Genomic DNA, 17,704 nt, shown 5'->3' with positions numbered 1-17,704 from the left:
TTTCAAGTAAGCTTTCAAGTAAGTGAGACTGACGTTATGAACGTGTTTACATCCATTGGTCGCTCTGCACGGCTGTGCCTCTTTGCTGTTATGGCGACTGTTGCCGTGCCCGCCAGTGCCCAGTCAACGCCTCAACCGGTAATTCCACAGCCGCAGAACATTATCCCTTCAGCCCCTCAGTTAGCGGCAAGTTCGTGGATTCTGATGGATGCTAACAGTGGCCGTATCTTGGCCGAGCACAATTCCGATGAGCGTTTGCCACCGGCGAGTTTGACCAAACTGATGACCGCTTACTTGGTTGAGCGTGAGCTCAATCGTGGCACCATTAATCTCACCGATATGGTTAATATTAGCGAGAATGCCTGGCGCACCGGTGGCTCGAAAATGTTTATTGAGGTGGGCGATCAAGTGTCGGTGGACGATCTCCTCCACGGCATCATTATTGTCTCTGGTAACGATGCCAGCGTTGCCATGGCAGAGCATTTGGCGGGTGGTGAGGCGCCGTTTGCCGATCTGATGAACCAGCATGCCACGCGTTTGGGTATGAATAACACCAACTTCCAGAACGCCACTGGCTTGCCCGCCGAGAATCACTACTCAACGGCCCATGACTTGGCACGTTTATCTCAGCACATCATTAACGATTACCCCGATCACTACGAAATTTACTCCCATCGAACGTTCTCTTATGGCGGTATTGATCAGCCCAACCGCAACCGTCTGCTGTGGCGTGACCCGTCCGTGGACGGTCTGAAAACCGGTTGGACAACGGAAGCGGGTTTCTGCTTGGTATCATCAGCTAAGCGTGACGACATGCGCTTGGTTTCAGTGGTAATGGGTACTAATTCTGATGAGGCGCGCGCCCAAGAAACCCAAAAGCTGCTCAGCTACGGTTTCCGCTTTTTCGAAACCATGAAGCTCTATGAGCGCGGTGCCGTACTGGCAACGCCACGGGTTTGGGGTGGCGATATCAATGAACTGCGTGTCGGTGTCGATGAAGAAGTGTTTATGACCCTGCCTCGCAACCGCAACGAAGAGCTGCGTGCGCGTCTGAACCTCAATCCAGACCTGCAGGCACCGATTGCCATTGGCGACGAGGTTGGTACGCTGGAAGTGCATTTAGGTGACGAAGTGGTCGGTGAGCGTCGCTTAGTAGCGCTGGAAAACATCGAAGAGGGCGGTCTTTTCAAGCGCCTGTTCGATCAGGTGCAGCGCTTCTTTAGTAATCTGATTAGTAATTTTACCGATTAATCCGCTCTACGATCTGAACACTGATGAGTTCCATCGTGTCTCTGTAGTGAGCGGTATCTTTGCGAAATAGGCTTGTTATGAAAAAAGATGCTCCTCAGGGGCTGCGTGATTTGCGCCAACCGGCGGCTCAGGAGCCGCCTAAGATCACTTTTCCCTGTAATTACTCGTTAAAAGTTGTCGGTGATGCCGCCGAGGATTTTCCTGCCTGTGTGTGCCAGGTAATTGTGCGTCACGACCCCGACTTCGATGCAACAGCGATGCAGGTGGTCGACAGCCGCAATGGCCGTTTTCAATCGGTACGTGTGGTGATTAGAGCGACCGGAGAGCAGCATATTAAAGATCTGTTTGAGGATCTCAAAGCTACTGGCCGTGTGCATATGGTGGTGTGAGCGTGGACAACGCCGTGCCGATTGAGTTATACGATTTGGGACACCAAGCCTACCTGCCGGTTTGGCAGGCGATGCGTACGCTCACCGATACACGGGATGCGCAAACCCCTGATCAGTTCTGGCTGGTCGAGCACGACCCGGTGTTTACCCAAGGGCAGGCTGGCAAGCCTGAGCATCTTCTGCTGCCCGGTAATATTCCGGTAGTGCACGTTGATCGCGGGGGGCAAGTCACTTACCACGGGCCTGGGCAGGTGGTGCTGTATCCACTGCTGGACGTGCGGCGGGGTAAAATAGGTGTGCGTGATTTAGTCACTGCATTGGAGAATGCCGTGATTGATGTGTTGAGCCACCATGGGGTGAGCGCCCGAGCACGGCCCGATGCGCCCGGTGTTTATGTGATGACGGAAGCAGGTGAGGCGAAGATCGCTTCACTTGGCCTGCGTATTCGGCGGGGCGCTAGCTTTCACGGCGTGGCGTTAAATGTAGACGGTGACTTAGCGCCTTTTTTGCGCATTAACCCCTGCGGCTATGCGGGTATGCCGATGACGAAGTTGGCTGACTTGGTGGTATTGCCAAGCGACCATCGGGTAGGGGAACAACTGGCCGAAGCATTAGCGATGCGTTTAAAGCGTGGTTTGGTAACAGGTCAGGAATGGCCACTATAAAGAAGGGGTTGCCCTCTTTATAGTGGTTGATAGCGGCTTGAGCGGTTGGGTTTTAGCCCACGTTCATTGCCGGAATCAGGTTGGGGTTCGCTTCCTGCTCCTGACCGGGAATCGCTGCAGGTGAAGCGAGCCCTAGGTTGTTTTTCTCAAACACGCGATCCGCGCGGTAGCTGGAGCGTACCAGCGGGCCAGACGGCACTTCCATAAAGCCTTTTTCCAGGCCAATCTCGCGGTAGCGATCAAACTCTTCAGGCGTCACCCAGCGCTCCACCGATAGGTGGTTTTTGGTCGGACGTAGGTATTGACCGAGTGTGACGATATCCACACCGATCTCACGAAGATCGTCAAAAGTTTGCAAAATCTCTTCGTCGGTTTCACCCAGGCCCAGCATCAGGCTGGTTTTGGTGATGATGTCAGGGCGGTAGCGCTTGGCATGGGCGAGTACATCGAGGGTTTTACGGTAGCCCGCACGCCGGTCACGCACGCGGCCGGTTAGCCGTTCGACGGTCTCCACATTCTGGGCAAATACCTGCAGGCCAGAATCGACCACGCGTTCGATCGCGGTCAGTTCACCGTCAAAGTCGGGCGTTAAAGCTTCTACTACCACTTCTGGCGTGCGCGCCTTGATTGCACGAATGCAGTTGGCGTAGTGGTTGGCACCGCCGTCGTCGAGGTCGTCACGGTCAACCGAGGTGAGTACGATATAACGCAGCCCCATGAGCTCAACCGACTTGGCAGTGTTCTCAGGCTCTTCGTGGTCTAGCCACCCCTGGGGATTGCCGGTATCCACCGCACAGAATCGACAGGCGCGGGTACATACCGAACCCATTAGCATGATAGTGGCGGTGCCGTTGCTCCAGCACTCACCCATGTTAGGGCAGTGGGATTCGGCGCAAACGGTGCTTAGCCGATGGGTGGCGACGTTTTTCTTGACCGCCTCAAAGCGTTCGCCCCCTGGGATCTGTGCCCGTAACCACTTGGGTTTGCGTTCAAGCTCAACAGAAGGGGCCTCTGGCTGCGCTTTGCGCTGCTTCATGCCATCCTTGATCACCGACATGCCATGTTCATTACGGTATTTTTCACCGCTGGACACGCGCTGCGAGGGGTTATTGCTCATAGGGACAGAGCCTCTCTTCTGTGCGGTATGCCGAAGGCATGAAAGGGCGTTGACCTTTCCAAGCCTGCCAATTGTTACCTAATTAATACGAAGTACGCCCGAGATTTAATCGCGCTAGTTACCACTAATGTAACATATCTCGTTGTCTACAAGACACCGTAAACCGTTACTCGCCTTCAAGGTGAAAGTATCGGTAAACAGGCGACACCGTGGCTGGGCAAGGGGCTTGAAGGTGCCTGGAAATGGCGGCGGTAGTCGGGTAAGTGTTCACGAACAAAGCTTAAAAAAAGCTCGGCAACCGGAGTAGGTAAACGCTCCCGCGTATAGACCGTGCACCAAGAGCGGTGGATGGGGAAGTCGGGTAGCCCCAGCTCAAAAAGCAACCCCTGCTCTAGCTCCAGCTGTACCGCCAAACGCGGCAGTACGGCGACCCCCAAGTGGGCCATAACACCGCCTTTGATCGCTTCATTGGTGCCTAGCTCAATACAGTGGGGAAGGGCGATCTGCTGGTTGGCGGCCATTTGCTCAAAGGCATTGCGCACGCCAGAGCCGGGTTCGCGCATTAGCACGTAGTGACGAGCGAAGTCTGCTAACGAGGGCTGGGGCATTGAAAGCAGTGGATGCTCTGGCCAGACAACGGCGATCAGTTCGTTATCAATAATCGGCATGACGACTAAGCGGTCATCTTCAGGAACCATTGCCATAATGACCAGATCATCCTGCTGCTCGGTCAGCCGTTCAAGTGCCTGGCGGCGGTTGCACACCTTTAAGCGCACGTGCACCTCAGGGTAGTGAGCGCGGAAGCGGGCGAGTAGGTAGGGCACTACATATTGGGCCGAGGAAACCGCGGCGATATTAAGTTCGCCACTTATTTTGCCGTTAATGTCCGATAAGTTCATTTCCAGCCGCGACAGCTGGCCAAAAATTTCTCGCGTCGAGTGGGCGAGGGTGTCGGCGGCAGGTAGCGAGTGGAGCGTTTTGCCCGCGTAGTTAAACAGTGGCTGGCCCAGGGCCTGCTCAAGCTGGCGTATTTGCGCGCTCACCGCCGGCTGGGTTAGCCCCAGTTGTTCAGCCGCGCGCGAATAGGAGCGCTGCCGATGCACTGCCTGGAAGACCTGTAGCTGTCTAAATGTGAGGCGATTGAGCAGATTAGGGGATGACATGGCAACCTCGTAGTCAACGTCCTATATCGACGTAGGAATTAATATCAAAATCAGGCTTCATCGCCAGGGCAAAGCATGCTACCACTGAATCTTTGGCACTGCCTAAACAGGGCCTCATTAGTCGCATAAGGCGTAATTGTCAGGGTTAATGATCGACGCCGCGCACGTAGTGGCCTAGACTATATTGCATTGCAGCATCATTGCTTTCGGGTCTGGTGCCTGTGCATCAACCCAATGGGAGACCCTATGAACTTTCTTGCCAATCCTCTGACCAGCTCTTTGTTTCCAGCCAGCGCTTTTACAAGCGCGTGGTCGAAACATCAAAATGCTTCCACCGCGGTGCCAGGTGGCGAGGCGCTCTCAGCGTTGTTCGACCCATTCGGATTTGGGCGCGCTGCCTTTGGTTACTGGCGCGATAGCATGGAGCGCAGCGTTCTGTATCTGGACGTGATGCGCGAACGGGGTAATCAATACCTTGAGCACATGGAGCAAACCAAGCCCAATGTGTTGGGGTTTGATACCGAAGTGCTGATGGATGGCCGAACGCTACCCCGGCCAACCAACTACGAGCTGCTGCGCGTGCTGCCCCACGAGGGGACGGAAATTGATCCACAGAAGCGTCCTTTTGTGGTGGTAGACCCACGTGCGGGGCACGGGCCAGGGATTGGTGGATTTAAGCCGGACAGCGAGTTGGGCGTGGCGCTCAAAGCGGGGCACCCCTGCTATTTTATTGGTTTTTTGCCGTTTCCAGAGCCGGGCCAAACCGTCGAAGACGTAGTTGAGTCGGAAATTGCCTTTCTTCGCCATGTGATTGAGCTTCATCCCGAAACCACCGAAAAACCGATGGTGGTGGGCAATTGTCAGGCGGGCTGGCAAATCATGATGGCGGCGGCGTTAGAGCCGGACGTTTTTGGGCCTATCCTGATTGCCGGCGCCCCGCTTTCCTACTGGGCGGGTGAGCACGGCAAAGCCCCCATGCGCTATACCGGCGGTATGGCGGGGGGCAGCTGGATTACCGCGCTGACGAGTGATATTGGTGACGGCCTGTTTGACGGCGCGTGGCTGGTTCAGAACTTCGAGCGCTTGAACCCGGCTAATACCTACTGGAAAAAGCAGTACCACCTTTACGACAACATCGATACCGAAGCGGGCCGATACCTCGATTTTGAACGTTGGTGGGGCGGTCATGTCGTACTGGGCGGTGAAGAGATACAGTATATTGTCGATAACCTGTTTGTCGGCAATAGACTCTCTACCGCACAGCTGGTGACCCGTGATGGGCGCCGCATCGACCTGCGCAATGTGCGCTCGCCGGTGGTCGTGTTCTGTTCGCGTGGCGACGATATTACCCCGCCGCCTCAAGCGTTGGGCTGGATTCGTGATCTATATGAAAACACCGATGACATCATTGCCAATGAGCAAACCATCGTCTATTGCCAGCATGATACGACCGGCCATCTAGGTATATTTGTTTCGGGCAGCGTATCGCGCAAAGAGCATACCGAATTCACTGCCAATATGGATTACATCGACGTGCTGCCGCCTGGGCTGTACGAAACCTCCATATCTCCGGCAGAGAAGGGCGAAGACGCTGAGTTGTTCGAGCGTGATTATCTGCTTGAATTTATGCCGCGTAACTTTGAAGAGTTAGATCAGGCAGTAATGCACAAGCCGGAGGATGACCGTCGTTTTGCCACCGTGGCGCGGATCTCGGAAATCAATTTGGGGATGTACCGGCTCTTTCTGCAGCCCTGGCTAAAAGCCATTATGACGCCGGAAGCTGCCCGCTTTATTCGTCGTATGCACCCGATCCGCTTGGGCTATAAGCTGCTTTCTGACCGCAATCCGCTTTCAGTGCCGCTACCGGTAATGGCGGAAGCTGTGCGTAAAAATCGTCATCCGGTATCTCAAGACAATCTGTTTAAAGCGCTTGAGACCATGGGTTCTGACCAACTGGTCGCAGGCCTCAACGCGATGCGCGATCTGCGTGATAGCAACACCGAAAAAATGTTTATGGATATCTACGGTCAGCCGTTGTTGCAGGCTGCCGTTGGCCTATATGGCGATGCCCATGTGCATCGTCGCCGCCCAGGGGCCGAGCCTGAGCATCGTCGCTTCATTGAGCAGCGTCAGGAAGAGCTGCGTGAGAAAATTGCCAAGGGTAGTGCCCATGAAGCGGTGATGCGCTCGCTTATCTACGTGCTGGGCGGTGCTCCAGCCACGGATGAGCGTAACTTTAAGCGTTTGAGAGCTTCGCGCGCAGAACTTGAGCCTGGTATTGAACTGAGTGATTTTAAAAACCTGGTACGTGAGCAGTTCTTTATCTTAAAGCTGGATCGCGAACAGGCGTTGAATTCGCTACCTGATTTGCTCTCAGGGCAGAGTAATGACGATATCGATGGCCATATTAGCCACCTGGAGCACGTGTTCGCCGCTAGCGGGGAGCTATCAGAGCATACCGCTGAGCGCTTTGCCCAAGTTAAAGCGCTGTTTGATAAAGCCAGGCCCAGTAAGCCAGTAGCAACTGCTAAACCCGCCGCTGCCCAGAAGACAGCCGACAAGGTTGAAGCCGTGCCTGCTAAGCCTAAAGCGGCCACAAAGCCTAAAGCGACTACAAAGCCTAAAGCGGCTACAAAGCCTAAAGCGACCGCTGCGCCCGCTAAACCAGCAGCCAATAAGCCCTCAGAAGCTAAGCCTGCAGAAGCTAAGCCCTCAGAAGCTAAGCCCGCAGAAGCTAAGCCCGCAGAAGCTAAGCCCGCAGAAGCTAAGCCCGCAGAAGCCGCTAAGTTGGCATCAGTTAAGCCAGCCGCTGAAACGACCTCTAAGTCTTCTTCCAATGGCGAGGAGTCAGCTGAGCCAACGGCAAAGCCCGCTAGCACTACCGGTCGTCGAAAGACCCCGCGTAAGCGCTAAAACAGTGCGTTAGCTCACTGCGCCCCCGCCTATTTGGTGGGGGCGCTTTGTTTGTCTCAATCGCTTTTGGGTTGCTGTAATGCTGGTGGCAGTCTAGTGTCTAGCTACTATTTACCTGAAATATAACCTTGGTTGTCTAAAATCTACGGATTCTCCCTACGCCATGGTTGCTACTGGCGCTTAGCTTAGGGCTGGGGTAGGGTAGGCGCATTTTTTCATCCGTATCTTTTTGACGGGCGGTTTCATCCCGGCGATACGGCACCGAATTCAGAGCACGCGCTAGACAGCCCGTGCATTAGGAAAGTGGAGCACTATGGGCAAGTCACTGGTCATCGTCGAGTCGCCAGCGAAAGCGAAGACGATTAACAAATATCTCGGCAACGATTTCATCGTGAAGTCGAGCGTGGGTCACATTCGTGACCTGCCGACCAGCGGCTCAGGTAAGGCAGCCTCCGATCCCAAGGAGCGCGCGCGCCAAGCCGCAGCGACACGCAAGATGTCGGCGGAAGAGAAAGCAGAATATAAAAAGCGTAAAAGCCAGGATCAGCTGATTCGGCGCATGGGGATCGACCCCAACAACGGCTGGGAAGCCCACTATGAGGTGCTGCCCGGAAAAGAGAAAGTCGTTGCCGAACTAAAGAAGCTGGCTGAAAAAGCTGACGCTGTCTATCTCGCAACGGATTTGGACCGCGAAGGGGAAGCCATTGCCTGGCACCTGCGCGAGACCATCGGTGGCGATGACAGCCGTTACAAGCGCGTAGTGTTTAACGAAATCACCAAAAACGCTATTCAGGACGCCTTCAAGGCACCTGGGGCACTCAATATACCGCGGGTGGAAGCGCAGCAAGCAAGGCGCTTCCTGGATCGTGTTGTGGGCTTTATGCTCTCGCCTCTATTGTGGGCGAAGGTGGCGCGTGGGCTGTCGGCTGGCCGTGTACAGTCAGTTGCGGTACGTCTGATTGTCGAGCGCGAGCGTGAAATTCGCGCCTTTATTCCTGAAGAGTTTTGGGATGTGCACGCGGATTTAGCCTCGCCCGAGGGTGAGCTGGTGCGTTTTGCCCTGGTACGCCAGGATGGCAAAGCCTTTAAACCCACCTCCGAAAAAGACACCTTGGCGCGTATTGAGCAGCTTCGCAAAGCCAAGCTGGCAATTACCTCCCGGGAAGATAAGCCGACTAGCTCAAAACCCACGGCGCCCTTTATTACCTCTACGCTGCAACAAGCGGCGAGTGGCCGGTTAGGCTTCTCAGTCAAGAAGACCATGACCATGGCTCAGCGCCTCTACGAGGCGGGCTACATCACCTATATGCGTACCGACTCAACCAACTTATCGAAAGATGCGGTTGAAGGTGTGCGCAGTTATATCGGTGAAGAGTTCGGCAAGCGCTACTTGCCAGAAGCGCCGAACCGCTACAGCAGCAAAGAGAGTGCCCAGGAGGCCCACGAGGCAATTCGCCCTTCCAGCGTTGAACGTAAAGCGTCCGACCTGGCCGGAATGGAGCGCGATGCCGAACGCCTTTATGAGCTGATCTGGCGTCAGTTTGTGGCTTGCCAAATGACACCTGCAGAGTACCTGTCGAGTACGCTCAGTGTGGAAGTTGATGGCTATGAACTGCGTGCAAAAGGTCGCGTGCTGAAGTTTGATGGCTACACCCGGGTGATGAAGCCCAGCGGTAAAAATGAGGATCAGAGCCTGCCTGACTTGCCTAAGGGCACGCCCATGGCGCTGGAAGCACTCGACCCCCAGCAGCACTTTACCAAGCCTGCTCCACGCTACACCGAAGCAAGCCTGGTGAAGGAGCTTGAGAAGCAGGGGATCGGTCGTCCTTCTACCTACGCTTCGATTATCTCGACGATCCAGGATCGCGGCTATGTGAAGTTGGAAAACCGCCGCTTCTATGCCGAAAAACTGGGCGATATCGTTACCGAGCGGTTGAAAGAGTCCTTCCCTGATTTGATGGACTTTTCGTTTACCGCTCGCATGGAAGATGGCCTGGATGAAGTCGCTGAAGGCGAGCGTAACTGGCAGGCCCTGTTGGATGCCTTCTACGGCGAGTTTCGTGAAGAGCTGGCTAAGGCAGAGAGCGAAGATGGTATGCGGCCTAATCAGCCGGTGCCAACGGATATCGACTGCCCGAGCTGTGGCCGTCATATGCAGATTCGTACCGCTTCTACCGGTGTTTTCCTGGGGTGTAGCGGTTATAACCTACCGCCCAAAGAGCGCTGCAAAACCACCATTGACCTGATTCCAGGCGAAGAGGCGGTGGCCGAAGACGCGGGCGAAGAGGCCGAAACGGATGCGCTGCGTGCCAAGCGTCGCTGCCATAAGTGTGGCACGGCGATGGACAACTATCTGATCGATGAAACGCGTAAGCTTCACATCTGCGGTAATAGTCCCGATTGTGACGGCTACGAAGTGGAGAGCGGGAAATTCAAGATCAAGGGCTACGACGGCCCAATTATCGAATGCGACAAGTGTGGTTCTGAAATGCAGTTGAAATCTGGCCGCTTTGGCAAGTATTTTGGCTGCACCAACAGCGAATGTAAGAACACCCGTAAGCTGTTGAAGAGTGGTGAAGTGGCGCCGCCGAAAATGGATCCGATTCCCATGCCGGAGCTGGCTTGTCAAAAAGTTGACGACCACTATGTGCTACGTGACGGAGCAAGCGGACTGTTTTTGGCCGCCAGCAAGTTTCCGAAAAATCGTGAAACGCGACCGCCGCTGGTGAAAGAGCTTAAAGCGCACGCCGATGAGCTGCCTGAGAAGTACCACTTTATTCTCAAGGCACCCAGCGAAGATCCCGATGGCCGCCCGGCGCAGATCCGTTACTCGCGTAAGAGTAAAGAGCAGTACGTGATGACCGACGAAGATGGCAAGGCCACCGGCTGGAAGGCTATGTTTGATGCCGGTAAATGGCACGTGGAGGACAAGCGCAAGTGAATGCACGGTCTCGAACCAACCAGCTGCTCTACCAAGCGGAGCTATTAGCTGCTTTGCCGGCGGGGGATGATGAACATGCCCCGGCGCGGCAAATGGCGCTGGAGGAGAGTGCTTTAGCGCTTTTTGAGCTGGCACTGGAGTCGCTGCTGCGAGAAGTTACTGAGCACGCCCGCTTATCTGACCACCGTTGGACGGTGTTGCTAGCCCAGGAAGGCCCTGCTTTAGCCGAATTACAGCGTCTGCGCGACTTAGCGGCTCAGCCGGAAAGCTGGCTGAATTGGTTGGTGGTGCAGCTTGAGCGTCTGCATAGTGACGATGGAGCCGCGCGGCGTCCGACGCACAACCCGGCTATGATTGCAGTGGGTAACTCAACCGGTTTGCGTCAGCCGCTGCTGGATAATCTCCAGGCCGCCAAGCGTGAAATTGATGCGCTGCGCGAAACCAGTTTGGAGTGGTGAGAGTTAGGCAACGCTCAAGTAGTCAGGAAAGGAGATCATAATGCGCTACAACCAAGTCAAAGATTTAGTCGAATGGGCCGCTGGTTTTCATGCGCGGATGGCGGAACAGTATAGCGAGGCCGCTGGTAAAGCGGACAATGAACGCCTACAGATGGCCTTTAATTACCTGGCCAGCCGCGAGCTAAAGATGAAAACGGGCCTTGAAGAGCTCTTTCATGACGGCTCTGATCAGTCAGAGGTGCTGGAATTATGGTTCGATGATTCGAGCGATTTTCCCCAGCCGCCTGAACTGGATCGCCTGGCAGAGCAAACGATAGCCGGCTCCTTAGAGGATGCGATGAGGACAGCAACGTCCTCGCACCAGCGCCTTCAAGGGCTTTACGAACATCGCGCTTCGCGTGCGAAAATTGAGCCTGAAGAGGAATTCTTCAACGCTCTGGCTCAAGGGCATAATTCTGAAATACGCCATATAGTGGCCAGTATGGAAGAGTTGCAGGGCGTTTAATGGGTCTCTATCAGTCGTTTGTAGCTAATGGCTTATGGGGTGCGTCAGGCGTGACCATGACGAAATTACTAACGGCGGATGTGGGAATAAGGTATAACAGCCACCAGATGTGCCCAGTCGGTCAATCACGGGCTAACCTGTTTCGAGAGCTTTCATGTTTTTAGTTAATCGCCGCCGATTTTTAGCCATGGTACTGAGTTTGCCGGCCGTGGCCAGCGCTGCCGTCACCGCGCCTGCCGGGCCCGGTCAGTCTGCCTCAACTGATCTTATAGAGACAATGCTTAGCCGCGCCCATGTGCCGCGCCATAGCAACGAGCTGTGGGTGCTGGTGGATGATAAAGAGGCGACTCTTAGCGTCTTCCGTGGCAATGCGCTACTGGAGCGGTTTGCGCCCATCTCGCTTGGCCGCGCGGGGGCTAAAACCCAGCGTGTGCGCGGCGATAATGTGACCCCCATGGGCGAGTTTCATGTCAATCGTTTTAATTATGAAAGCCAGTGGCGTACATTCATTGGCATTGATTACCCAACGCCGTTGCATGCGAGAATGGCGCTGGAAAAAGGCATTTATTCCCAAGCTGACTATGATGATTACTTCGACTACTATCGACGTTACGGCCACCCGCCGCAAAACACCGCACTGGGTGGAGCGATCGGGATACACGGTCTGGGTAGCGCGGATCCCGATATTCACGGGCGCTATCATTGGACCCAAGGGTGTGTCGCTGTGACTAACGAGCAAATTGATCGCTTGACCGAGCTAGTGGGTGTTGGCACACGTGTAGTGATCCGTTAAGCTGTTGCCGTTGATGGAAGTTCGAGGTTTTAAATAAGTGGCTATAGACAACCGCTGTAGTCTATTATAAAACAGCGTTTGACTTGCGTGCTTTGCAGCACAAGTCACTGAAAAGAACCTGCACCGCAGGTAGACAAATTTAAGCTAAGAACTTATTCTGACTTAAGTGACTAGCCTTACCTTTGTCATACCCTTAACGTAGTACCCAAGGACGACTCAAGGAGAACATTATGACTCTGAAAACTACTCTGAAGATGACTGCTGCTGCCGCTTCACTGGCAATTCTTGCTGGTTGTGCTTCTACCAGCGCGCTGGAAGAAGTTCGCATGACTGCTGAATCTGCACAGGCTGACGCTGCAGAAGCACGTAGCATGGCTTCACAAGCAATGAACACTGCAAACCAAGCCCAGCGCGATGCGCAGGCTGCTCTGCAGATGTCTGAGCAGAACCGTGAAGAAATGAACCGTATGTTCCAGCGCTCCATGCAGAAGTAATTCTGCTTGGGCTGCTCAGGGGGTCGCCCGGCTCTCTTCGCAGTTGCTGGAAAATGTAGTTAGTGGATACATCGAAAAGAGGGCGCTGTAAGTTAAGGCGTCAGACAATTAGGTTATTTTACTAGCTACGCAAAAAACCCCGCTTCGGCGGGGTTTTTTGTTGCTTTTATACTGCAGGGGCGTCGTTTAGGCGTCTTTATCAGTGTCCTGATTGACGCTGAGCTTAAGTTCGTCGATCAGTTCAACAGGCTCGGGTTCTGGCTCAGGAGCCTGCGGGCCGAAGAGGGCGATAAATTGACCGTCAGGGGCTTCTACGGCGCGTTGAATCCGTTCGGCGTCTATTTCAGCGTCGTTGTCAGTCAGCTCTGTGACGCGCTCCAGGGCGTTAAGCAGTGGCTCGAAGCCTTCCACATTCTCTTCCAGCTGCGGAAACGACTGTACAAACAGCGTGCCGTCGGCAGCAAAGCCCGCTTTGAAGGGTGCATCCATCAGGTTGACCTGAGTGCCGCTGGGCAAGCGCTCATAAAGCGATTTGATATCTTCCGGGTACATGCGAATGCAGCCACGGCTAACTCGCATGCCCACGCCATCGGGACGGTTGGTGCCGTGAATCAGATAGCTCGGCATCGCCAGCAGGATCGCGTGCTCGCCTAAGGGGTTGTCAGGGCCAGGTGGCACTACGGAAGGCGCTGGGTCGCCGCGTTCGGCTGCTTCGCGACGCATAGATGCCGGTGGAGCCCAGGCGGGGTCTTTAACTTTAACCGTGGTGCGGGTGATGCCCACAGGGGTGGCAAACTCTTCACGTCCTACGCTGACCGGGTAGGTTTCGACGATACCGGGCTTGTCGGCAGGGTAGTAGTAGAGGCGCAGCTCAGAAAGGTTGATGACAACGCCTTCGCGCGGCGCGGGCGGCAGAATGTATTGGGTGGGGATCACCACCTCGGTGCCTACTCCCGGTACCCATAGGCTGACGCCCGGGTTGGCCATGCGGATCTCTTCATAGCCAATGTTGTGGCGGCGGGCGATATCAATCAGCGTTTGCTTGGGGTCTTCAACGACGACCGTGTAGCGTTCGCCAATCACATCGCCATTTTCAGGGAGGCGAAAGTGGCCACGGGGCAGCTCGTCCCGGTCGGCAACCTGAGCAGCGCTATCGACGGCGTCGAGACTGACTTCCTGTGCCTGCTCTTGTGAGGCCTCTTCTGGTTGTTCCTGCGTCTGCTGTTCTTGCGCCTGGGCTGAGTTATCGGCTTGCTCGTCAACCGGCTGCGCATAAGCGGGGCTAATCAGGCTGGCGGCTAATAGCACGGCCAAGCTGGTGGGGCCCCAAAGGGTAAAGGTATTGCGAATGTTCATGGTCGTTCCTAATGTGTTGATTCACTGCTGCTGCGCGTTGTGGGGCCACTATTGCTAATTAGCGGCTGGCTACTGGCAATTTTGCCCCATGCGTCACGCCGCCGCTACTTTTTGATTAAGGGTGCTAAGTAGGTTCTCAAGCTGCTGGAAGCGCTTGTCGACACTTTCCATTGGTAATTCAAACCGTAAGGTGTCAGAACCGTCTAAACGGTAATGTGCTGGAGAGGTCTGAATTAGTGTCACCAAGGTTAATGGATCCACCTGGGTGCTGCTATCAAACAACACCCTGCCGCGGCTTTCACCGGCCTCAATCTTGCTGATACCCAGCTGCTCTGCACGGTGACGCAGCTTGGTCTGGCGAATCAGGTTTTTCAGCGGGTTGGGTAGCAAGCCAAAGCGGTCGATTAGCTCAACCTGTAACTCTTTAAGCTCGCTATCGCTCTGGGTGTTGGCAATCCGCTTATACATCACCAGCCGCTGCTGGACATCGTGAATGTAATCATTGGGGATCAGTGCGGGCAGGTTGAGGTTAATCTCCACGCCGGTATTGAAGGGTGCATCGATATTGGGCGTTTTGCCGGCGCGAATGGCCTTCACCGCACGATCCAGCATCTCCATATAGAGCGTGTAGCCGATGGTTTCCATCTGGCCGCTCTGTTCATCCCCTAGCAGTTCGCCTGCGCCACGGATTTCCATATCGTGGCTGGCCAGGGTAAACCCTGCGCCTAAATCGTCCGAAGCGCTAATCGCTTCCAGGCGTTTGATGGCATCGCGGGTCATCGCTTTGGGTGGCGGGGTCAGTAGGTAAGCGTAAGCCTGGTGGTGGCTACGCCCAACCCGGCCCCTCAGCTGATGCAGTTGCGCCAGGCCAAATTTATCGGCGCGCTCAATAATAATGGTATTGGCACTCGGCACATCAATGCCGGTTTCAATAATGGTCGAACATACCAGCACGTTAAAGCGGCGGTGGTAGAAGTCCGACATTATGCGTTCCAGGCTGCGCTCGGGAAGCTGGCCGTGGGCAACGCCCACGCGTGCCTCGGGGATCAGCTCACGGATCTTTTCAGCACTGTTCTCAATGGTTTTGACTTCGTTATGTAACACATAAACCTGGCCCCCGCGGAGTATTTCGCGCAGCAGGGCTTCCTTAATGATGCTGGCGTCGTGCTGCTGGACAAAGGTTTTGACCGAGAGGCGTCGAGCGGGTGGCGTGGCAATGATCGACAGATCACGGATGCCGCTCATGGCCATATTCAGCGTGCGCGGTATGGGGGTGGCGGTCAGCGTTAAAATATCGACTTCAGCGCGCAGCGTTTTGAGTTTCTCTTTTTGCGCAACGCCAAAGCGGTGCTCCTCATCGATGATCAGCAGGCCCATTTTGGGCAGCTCAACGCTTTTAGCGAGCAGCTTGTGGGTGCCGATGACGATATCCGTTTGGCCGCTTTTAATGCTCTCGAGCGTCTGGGTGACCTCTTTGCCGCTGGTAAAGCGCGAGATGAGGCCAATATTGACGGCGGTATCGGCAAAGCGGTCGCGGAAGTTCTCGAAGTGTTGGCGCGCCAGCAGGGTAGTCGGTACCAGAACCACCACCTGACGGCCAGACTGCACGGCCAGAAACGCCGCCCGCATGGCGACTTCGGTTTTACCGAAGCCGACGTCGCCACACACTACGCGATCCATGGGTTGTGGCGAGGTCATGTCGCTGATCACCGCTTCAATTGCCGCGTGCTGGTCGGGGGTTTCCTCAAACGGGAAGTTGCCTGCAAAGCGCAGGTACTCCTCGCCTGGCGCTTCGTAGACCACCCCTTGCTGGGCTTCCCGGCGGGCGTAGACATCCAGCAATTCCGCGGCGGTATCACGAATTTTCTCGGCGGCTTTACGGCGGGCTTTTTCCCACTGATCCGAGCCTAGTTTGTGCAGCGGCGCCAGTTCATCACCGGCACCGCTGTAGCGGGAGATCATATGCAGGCTGTCGACGGGCACATAAAGCTTGGCGCCATCGGCGTAGGAGAGCGCCAGGAACTCATTCGCCTGGCCACCGGCCTCTAAGGTTTCCAGTCCTAGGTAGCGGCCAACGCCATGGGCCTGGTGAACCACTGGCGCGCCTTCGCGCAGCTCCGACAGATGACGTACCGCAAGCTCGTTGTCGTCGGTGGCTTTTTCGCGCCGTCGACTCTGGCGTACCACGTCGCCAAACAGCTCGGTTTCACTAATCACCGCAACGCTTGGGTTATTCAGCCATAGGCCGCTATCCACCAAGCCTTCGGTGATGGCATAGGGTTGGCCGCTGGCAAGAAAATCGTGGAAGCTATCGGTATGGGGTAGTGCGAGTCCGAGAGGCGCCAGGATCTCTTCGAGCGCTTCACGCCGGCCCCGCGACTCCGCCACAAACAGCACCCGGGTTTGAGCGTGGGCGTGCAGAAACGCCGACAGCTCGGCTAACGGCTGTTTGGCGCGAGCATTAATAGACAGCGTAGGGAGCGGCGCGGCTTCAGGCTGCTGCGCGTGGCGCTGCTCGGTATCCTCAGTAAGTTCGATACGTGGTCGGGCTTTAATTGCCGAGAATACGTCATTGACCGGAAAAAATGCCCGGTGCGGGGGCAGCAGCGGTCGTGTGGGGTCAACGCCCAAGTTAACGTATCGGGCGTCAATTGATTGCCAGTGCTGCTCTGCGGAATCAAAAACGCCTGGCAGTAGCGCTACCCGGGTATCGTCCGTCAGGTGGTCAAACAGTGATGCGGTCTGCTCGAAAAACAGCGGCAGGTAGTGCTCAAGCCCCGGTGACGGAATGCCTTTCAGGGCATCGTTGTAGAGCGGGCACTGTCGGGGGTCAACGTCGAACAGGGTCTCAAACTGCTCGCGAAAACAGGCAATAGCGCTGCGGCTTAACGAATATTCGTGTGCGGGTAGCAGCTCCAAGGTGTCTAGTTTGTCGGTAGAGCGCTGGCTGCCGGGATCGAAGTGGCGCAGGGAGTCGATCTCATCATCGAATAGATCAATGCGGATCGGTTCGTCCATGCCCATGGCAAACAGATCGATTAGCGCACCGCGCATGGCGTATTCGCCGGGCTCATACACGGTTTCGACAGCGCGATAGCCCGCCCGAGAGAGCGATTCACGAAACCCTTCGCGATCCAATCGCTCGCCGGTTTTAAGCGTCATTACCCGACCGGCGATATATTCAACTGGGGGTAAGCGCTGCATCAGCGTATTGATCGGCACCAGCACAATGCCGCGCACGCCATCTTGCAGCTGACGCAGGGTGCGCAGCCGGGCCGAGACAATATCCTGGTGGGGAGAAAAACTGTCGTAGGGCAGCGTTTCCCAGTCGGGGAAAGGCAGTACCGGTACATCGCTATAGAAGTAGAGATCTTGTTCCAGGCGCTGGGCGCTGGCCGTATTGGGAGTGATCACCAATAGGGGGGCTTTAGCAGCAACGCGGGAGAGTGCCAGCGCCGTCGCGCTGCCCGGCGGCGATGTCCAGTAGAGCGTATCGCGAGTCCCTTGAGGCTGGGGCGGTTCGAGCAGTGAGAATGTCGGCATAAGCAAGATATCGTTTTGCGCTGAAACGGAAGGGAGATCATACACGATCACCCGTTTCAGTTAGAGTGCCGCGACGGATGGTAGCGGCTGAATCTTTTCCCATAAGGTCGTTTTGT

13 protein-coding genes are annotated in these 17,704 nt (G+C 55.5%); 9 read left to right on the top strand and 4 right to left on the bottom strand.

Translation table 11 applies throughout. From position 1 onward, the window contains the following. Nucleotides 1–36 precede the first annotated feature (36 nt). The 3 genes from U738_RS10125 (at nt 37) to lipB (ending at nt 2,305) form a co-directional block, all read left to right on the top strand. Nucleotides 37–1,251, top strand: coding sequence for a D-alanyl-D-alanine carboxypeptidase family protein (locus tag U738_RS10125; protein WP_035579853.1), 1,215 nt, complete (start codon nt 37–39; stop codon nt 1,249–1,251). A gap of 77 nt (nt 1,252–1,328) precedes the next feature. Then, nucleotides 1,329–1,640, top strand: coding sequence for an HP0495 family protein (locus tag U738_RS10120; protein WP_035579852.1), 312 nt, complete (start codon nt 1,329–1,331; stop codon nt 1,638–1,640). A 14-nt stretch (nt 1,641–1,654) separates the two neighbouring features. Beyond that, nucleotides 1,655–2,305, top strand: a complete 651-nt coding sequence (lipB, locus tag U738_RS10115; RefSeq protein ID WP_442905671.1) for a lipoyl(octanoyl) transferase LipB — start codon at nt 1,655–1,657, stop codon at nt 2,303–2,305. A 52-nt stretch (nt 2,306–2,357) separates the two neighbouring features. On the opposite strand, the gene lipA is transcribed toward lipB, so the two are convergent. Both lipA and U738_RS10105 read right to left on the bottom strand, forming a co-directional pair. Next, a complete protein-coding gene (gene lipA / locus U738_RS10110) occupies nt 2,358–3,422 on the bottom strand; it encodes a lipoyl synthase (protein ID WP_035579845.1) in 1,065 nt (354 codons plus the stop codon). Between the two features lie 176 nt (nt 3,423–3,598). Then, entirely contained in the window at nt 3,599–4,585 is a 987-nt protein-coding gene (locus U738_RS10105) for a LysR family transcriptional regulator (protein ID WP_035579843.1), read from the bottom strand. A gap of 246 nt (nt 4,586–4,831) precedes the next feature. On the opposite strand from U738_RS10105, the gene U738_RS10100 reads away from it, so the two are divergent. The 6 genes from U738_RS10100 to U738_RS10075 all read left to right on the top strand — a co-directional run bounded on the left by U738_RS10100 (nt 4,832) and on the right by U738_RS10075 (nt 12,689). Beyond that, nucleotides 4,832–7,498: a DUF3141 domain-containing protein gene (locus U738_RS10100; protein ID WP_035579840.1), complete on the top strand. Its 2,667-nt coding sequence runs from the start codon at nt 4,832–4,834 to the stop codon at nt 7,496–7,498. Between the two features lie 313 nt (nt 7,499–7,811). Then, nucleotides 7,812–10,439, top strand: a complete 2,628-nt coding sequence (gene topA / locus U738_RS10095) for a type I DNA topoisomerase (protein ID WP_035579838.1) — start codon at nt 7,812–7,814, stop codon at nt 10,437–10,439. Beyond that, entirely contained in the window at nt 10,436–10,897 is a 462-nt protein-coding gene (locus U738_RS10090; protein ID WP_035579836.1) for a DUF6586 family protein, read from the top strand. The genes topA and U738_RS10090 overlap by 4 nt, the downstream gene beginning before the upstream one ends. A 40-nt stretch (nt 10,898–10,937) precedes the next feature. Further along, the gene (locus U738_RS10085) at nt 10,938–11,402 is read left to right on the top strand and encodes a hypothetical protein (RefSeq protein WP_035579834.1); all 465 of its coding nucleotides are present in this window, start codon (nt 10,938–10,940) and stop codon (nt 11,400–11,402) included. Between the two features lie 154 nt (nt 11,403–11,556). Then, a complete protein-coding gene (locus U738_RS10080) occupies nt 11,557–12,195 on the top strand; it encodes a L,D-transpeptidase family protein (protein ID WP_035579831.1) in 639 nt (212 codons plus the stop codon). Nucleotides 12,196–12,425: 230 nt separating this feature from the next. Continuing rightward, nucleotides 12,426–12,689 carry an Lpp/OprI family alanine-zipper lipoprotein gene (locus U738_RS10075; RefSeq protein WP_022523170.1) on the top strand — a complete coding sequence of 88 codons (264 nt, stop codon included), beginning with the start codon at nt 12,426–12,428 and terminating at the stop codon, nt 12,687–12,689. 186 nt (nt 12,690–12,875) lie between these two features. On the opposite strand, the gene U738_RS10070 is transcribed toward U738_RS10075, so the two are convergent. Both U738_RS10070 and mfd read right to left on the bottom strand, forming a co-directional pair. Next, complete coding sequence (locus U738_RS10070) at nt 12,876–14,045, bottom strand: L,D-transpeptidase family protein (protein WP_035579829.1); 1,170 nt, start codon at nt 14,043–14,045, stop codon at nt 12,876–12,878. Between the two features lie 93 nt (nt 14,046–14,138). Beyond that, the gene (gene mfd, locus U738_RS10065; RefSeq protein ID WP_172821671.1) at nt 14,139–17,588 is read right to left on the bottom strand and encodes a transcription-repair coupling factor; all 3,450 of its coding nucleotides are present in this window, start codon (nt 17,586–17,588) and stop codon (nt 14,139–14,141) included. Between the last annotated feature and the right edge of the window lie 116 nt (nt 17,589–17,704).

Source organism: Halomonas sp. TG39a (assembly GCF_000744395.1).
Taxonomy (GTDB): Bacteria; Pseudomonadota; Gammaproteobacteria; order Pseudomonadales; family Halomonadaceae; genus Vreelandella; species Vreelandella ventosae_B.
The sequence above is the reverse complement of the archived record's forward strand: the minus strand, read 5'-3'. Positions and strand labels throughout refer to the sequence as shown.

Excerpts from the sequence above, each read along its gene's own strand:
- U738_RS10125 (WP_035579853.1), top strand. The coding sequence starts at position 37 with ATGAACGTGTTTACATCCATTGGTCGCTCTGCACGGCTGTGCCTCTTT.
- U738_RS10120 (WP_035579852.1), top strand. The coding sequence starts at position 1,329 with ATGAAAAAAGATGCTCCTCAGGGGCTGCGTGATTTGCGCCAACCGGCG.
- lipA (WP_035579845.1), bottom strand. The coding sequence starts at position 3,422 with ATGAGCAATAACCCCTCGCAGCGCGTGTCCAGCGGTGAAAAATACCGT.
- U738_RS10105 (WP_035579843.1), bottom strand. The coding sequence starts at position 4,585 with ATGTCATCCCCTAATCTGCTCAATCGCCTCACATTTAGACAGCTACAG.
- U738_RS10100 (WP_035579840.1), top strand. The coding sequence starts at position 4,832 with ATGAACTTTCTTGCCAATCCTCTGACCAGCTCTTTGTTTCCAGCCAGC.
- topA (WP_035579838.1), top strand. The coding sequence starts at position 7,812 with ATGGGCAAGTCACTGGTCATCGTCGAGTCGCCAGCGAAAGCGAAGACG.
- U738_RS10085 (WP_035579834.1), top strand. The coding sequence starts at position 10,938 with ATGCGCTACAACCAAGTCAAAGATTTAGTCGAATGGGCCGCTGGTTTT.
- U738_RS10080 (WP_035579831.1), top strand. The coding sequence starts at position 11,557 with ATGTTTTTAGTTAATCGCCGCCGATTTTTAGCCATGGTACTGAGTTTG.
- U738_RS10075 (WP_022523170.1), top strand. The coding sequence starts at position 12,426 with ATGACTCTGAAAACTACTCTGAAGATGACTGCTGCTGCCGCTTCACTG.
- U738_RS10070 (WP_035579829.1), bottom strand. The coding sequence starts at position 14,045 with ATGAACATTCGCAATACCTTTACCCTTTGGGGCCCCACCAGCTTGGCC.
- mfd (WP_172821671.1), bottom strand. The coding sequence starts at position 17,588 with ATGCCGACATTCTCACTGCTCGAACCGCCCCAGCCTCAAGGGACTCGC.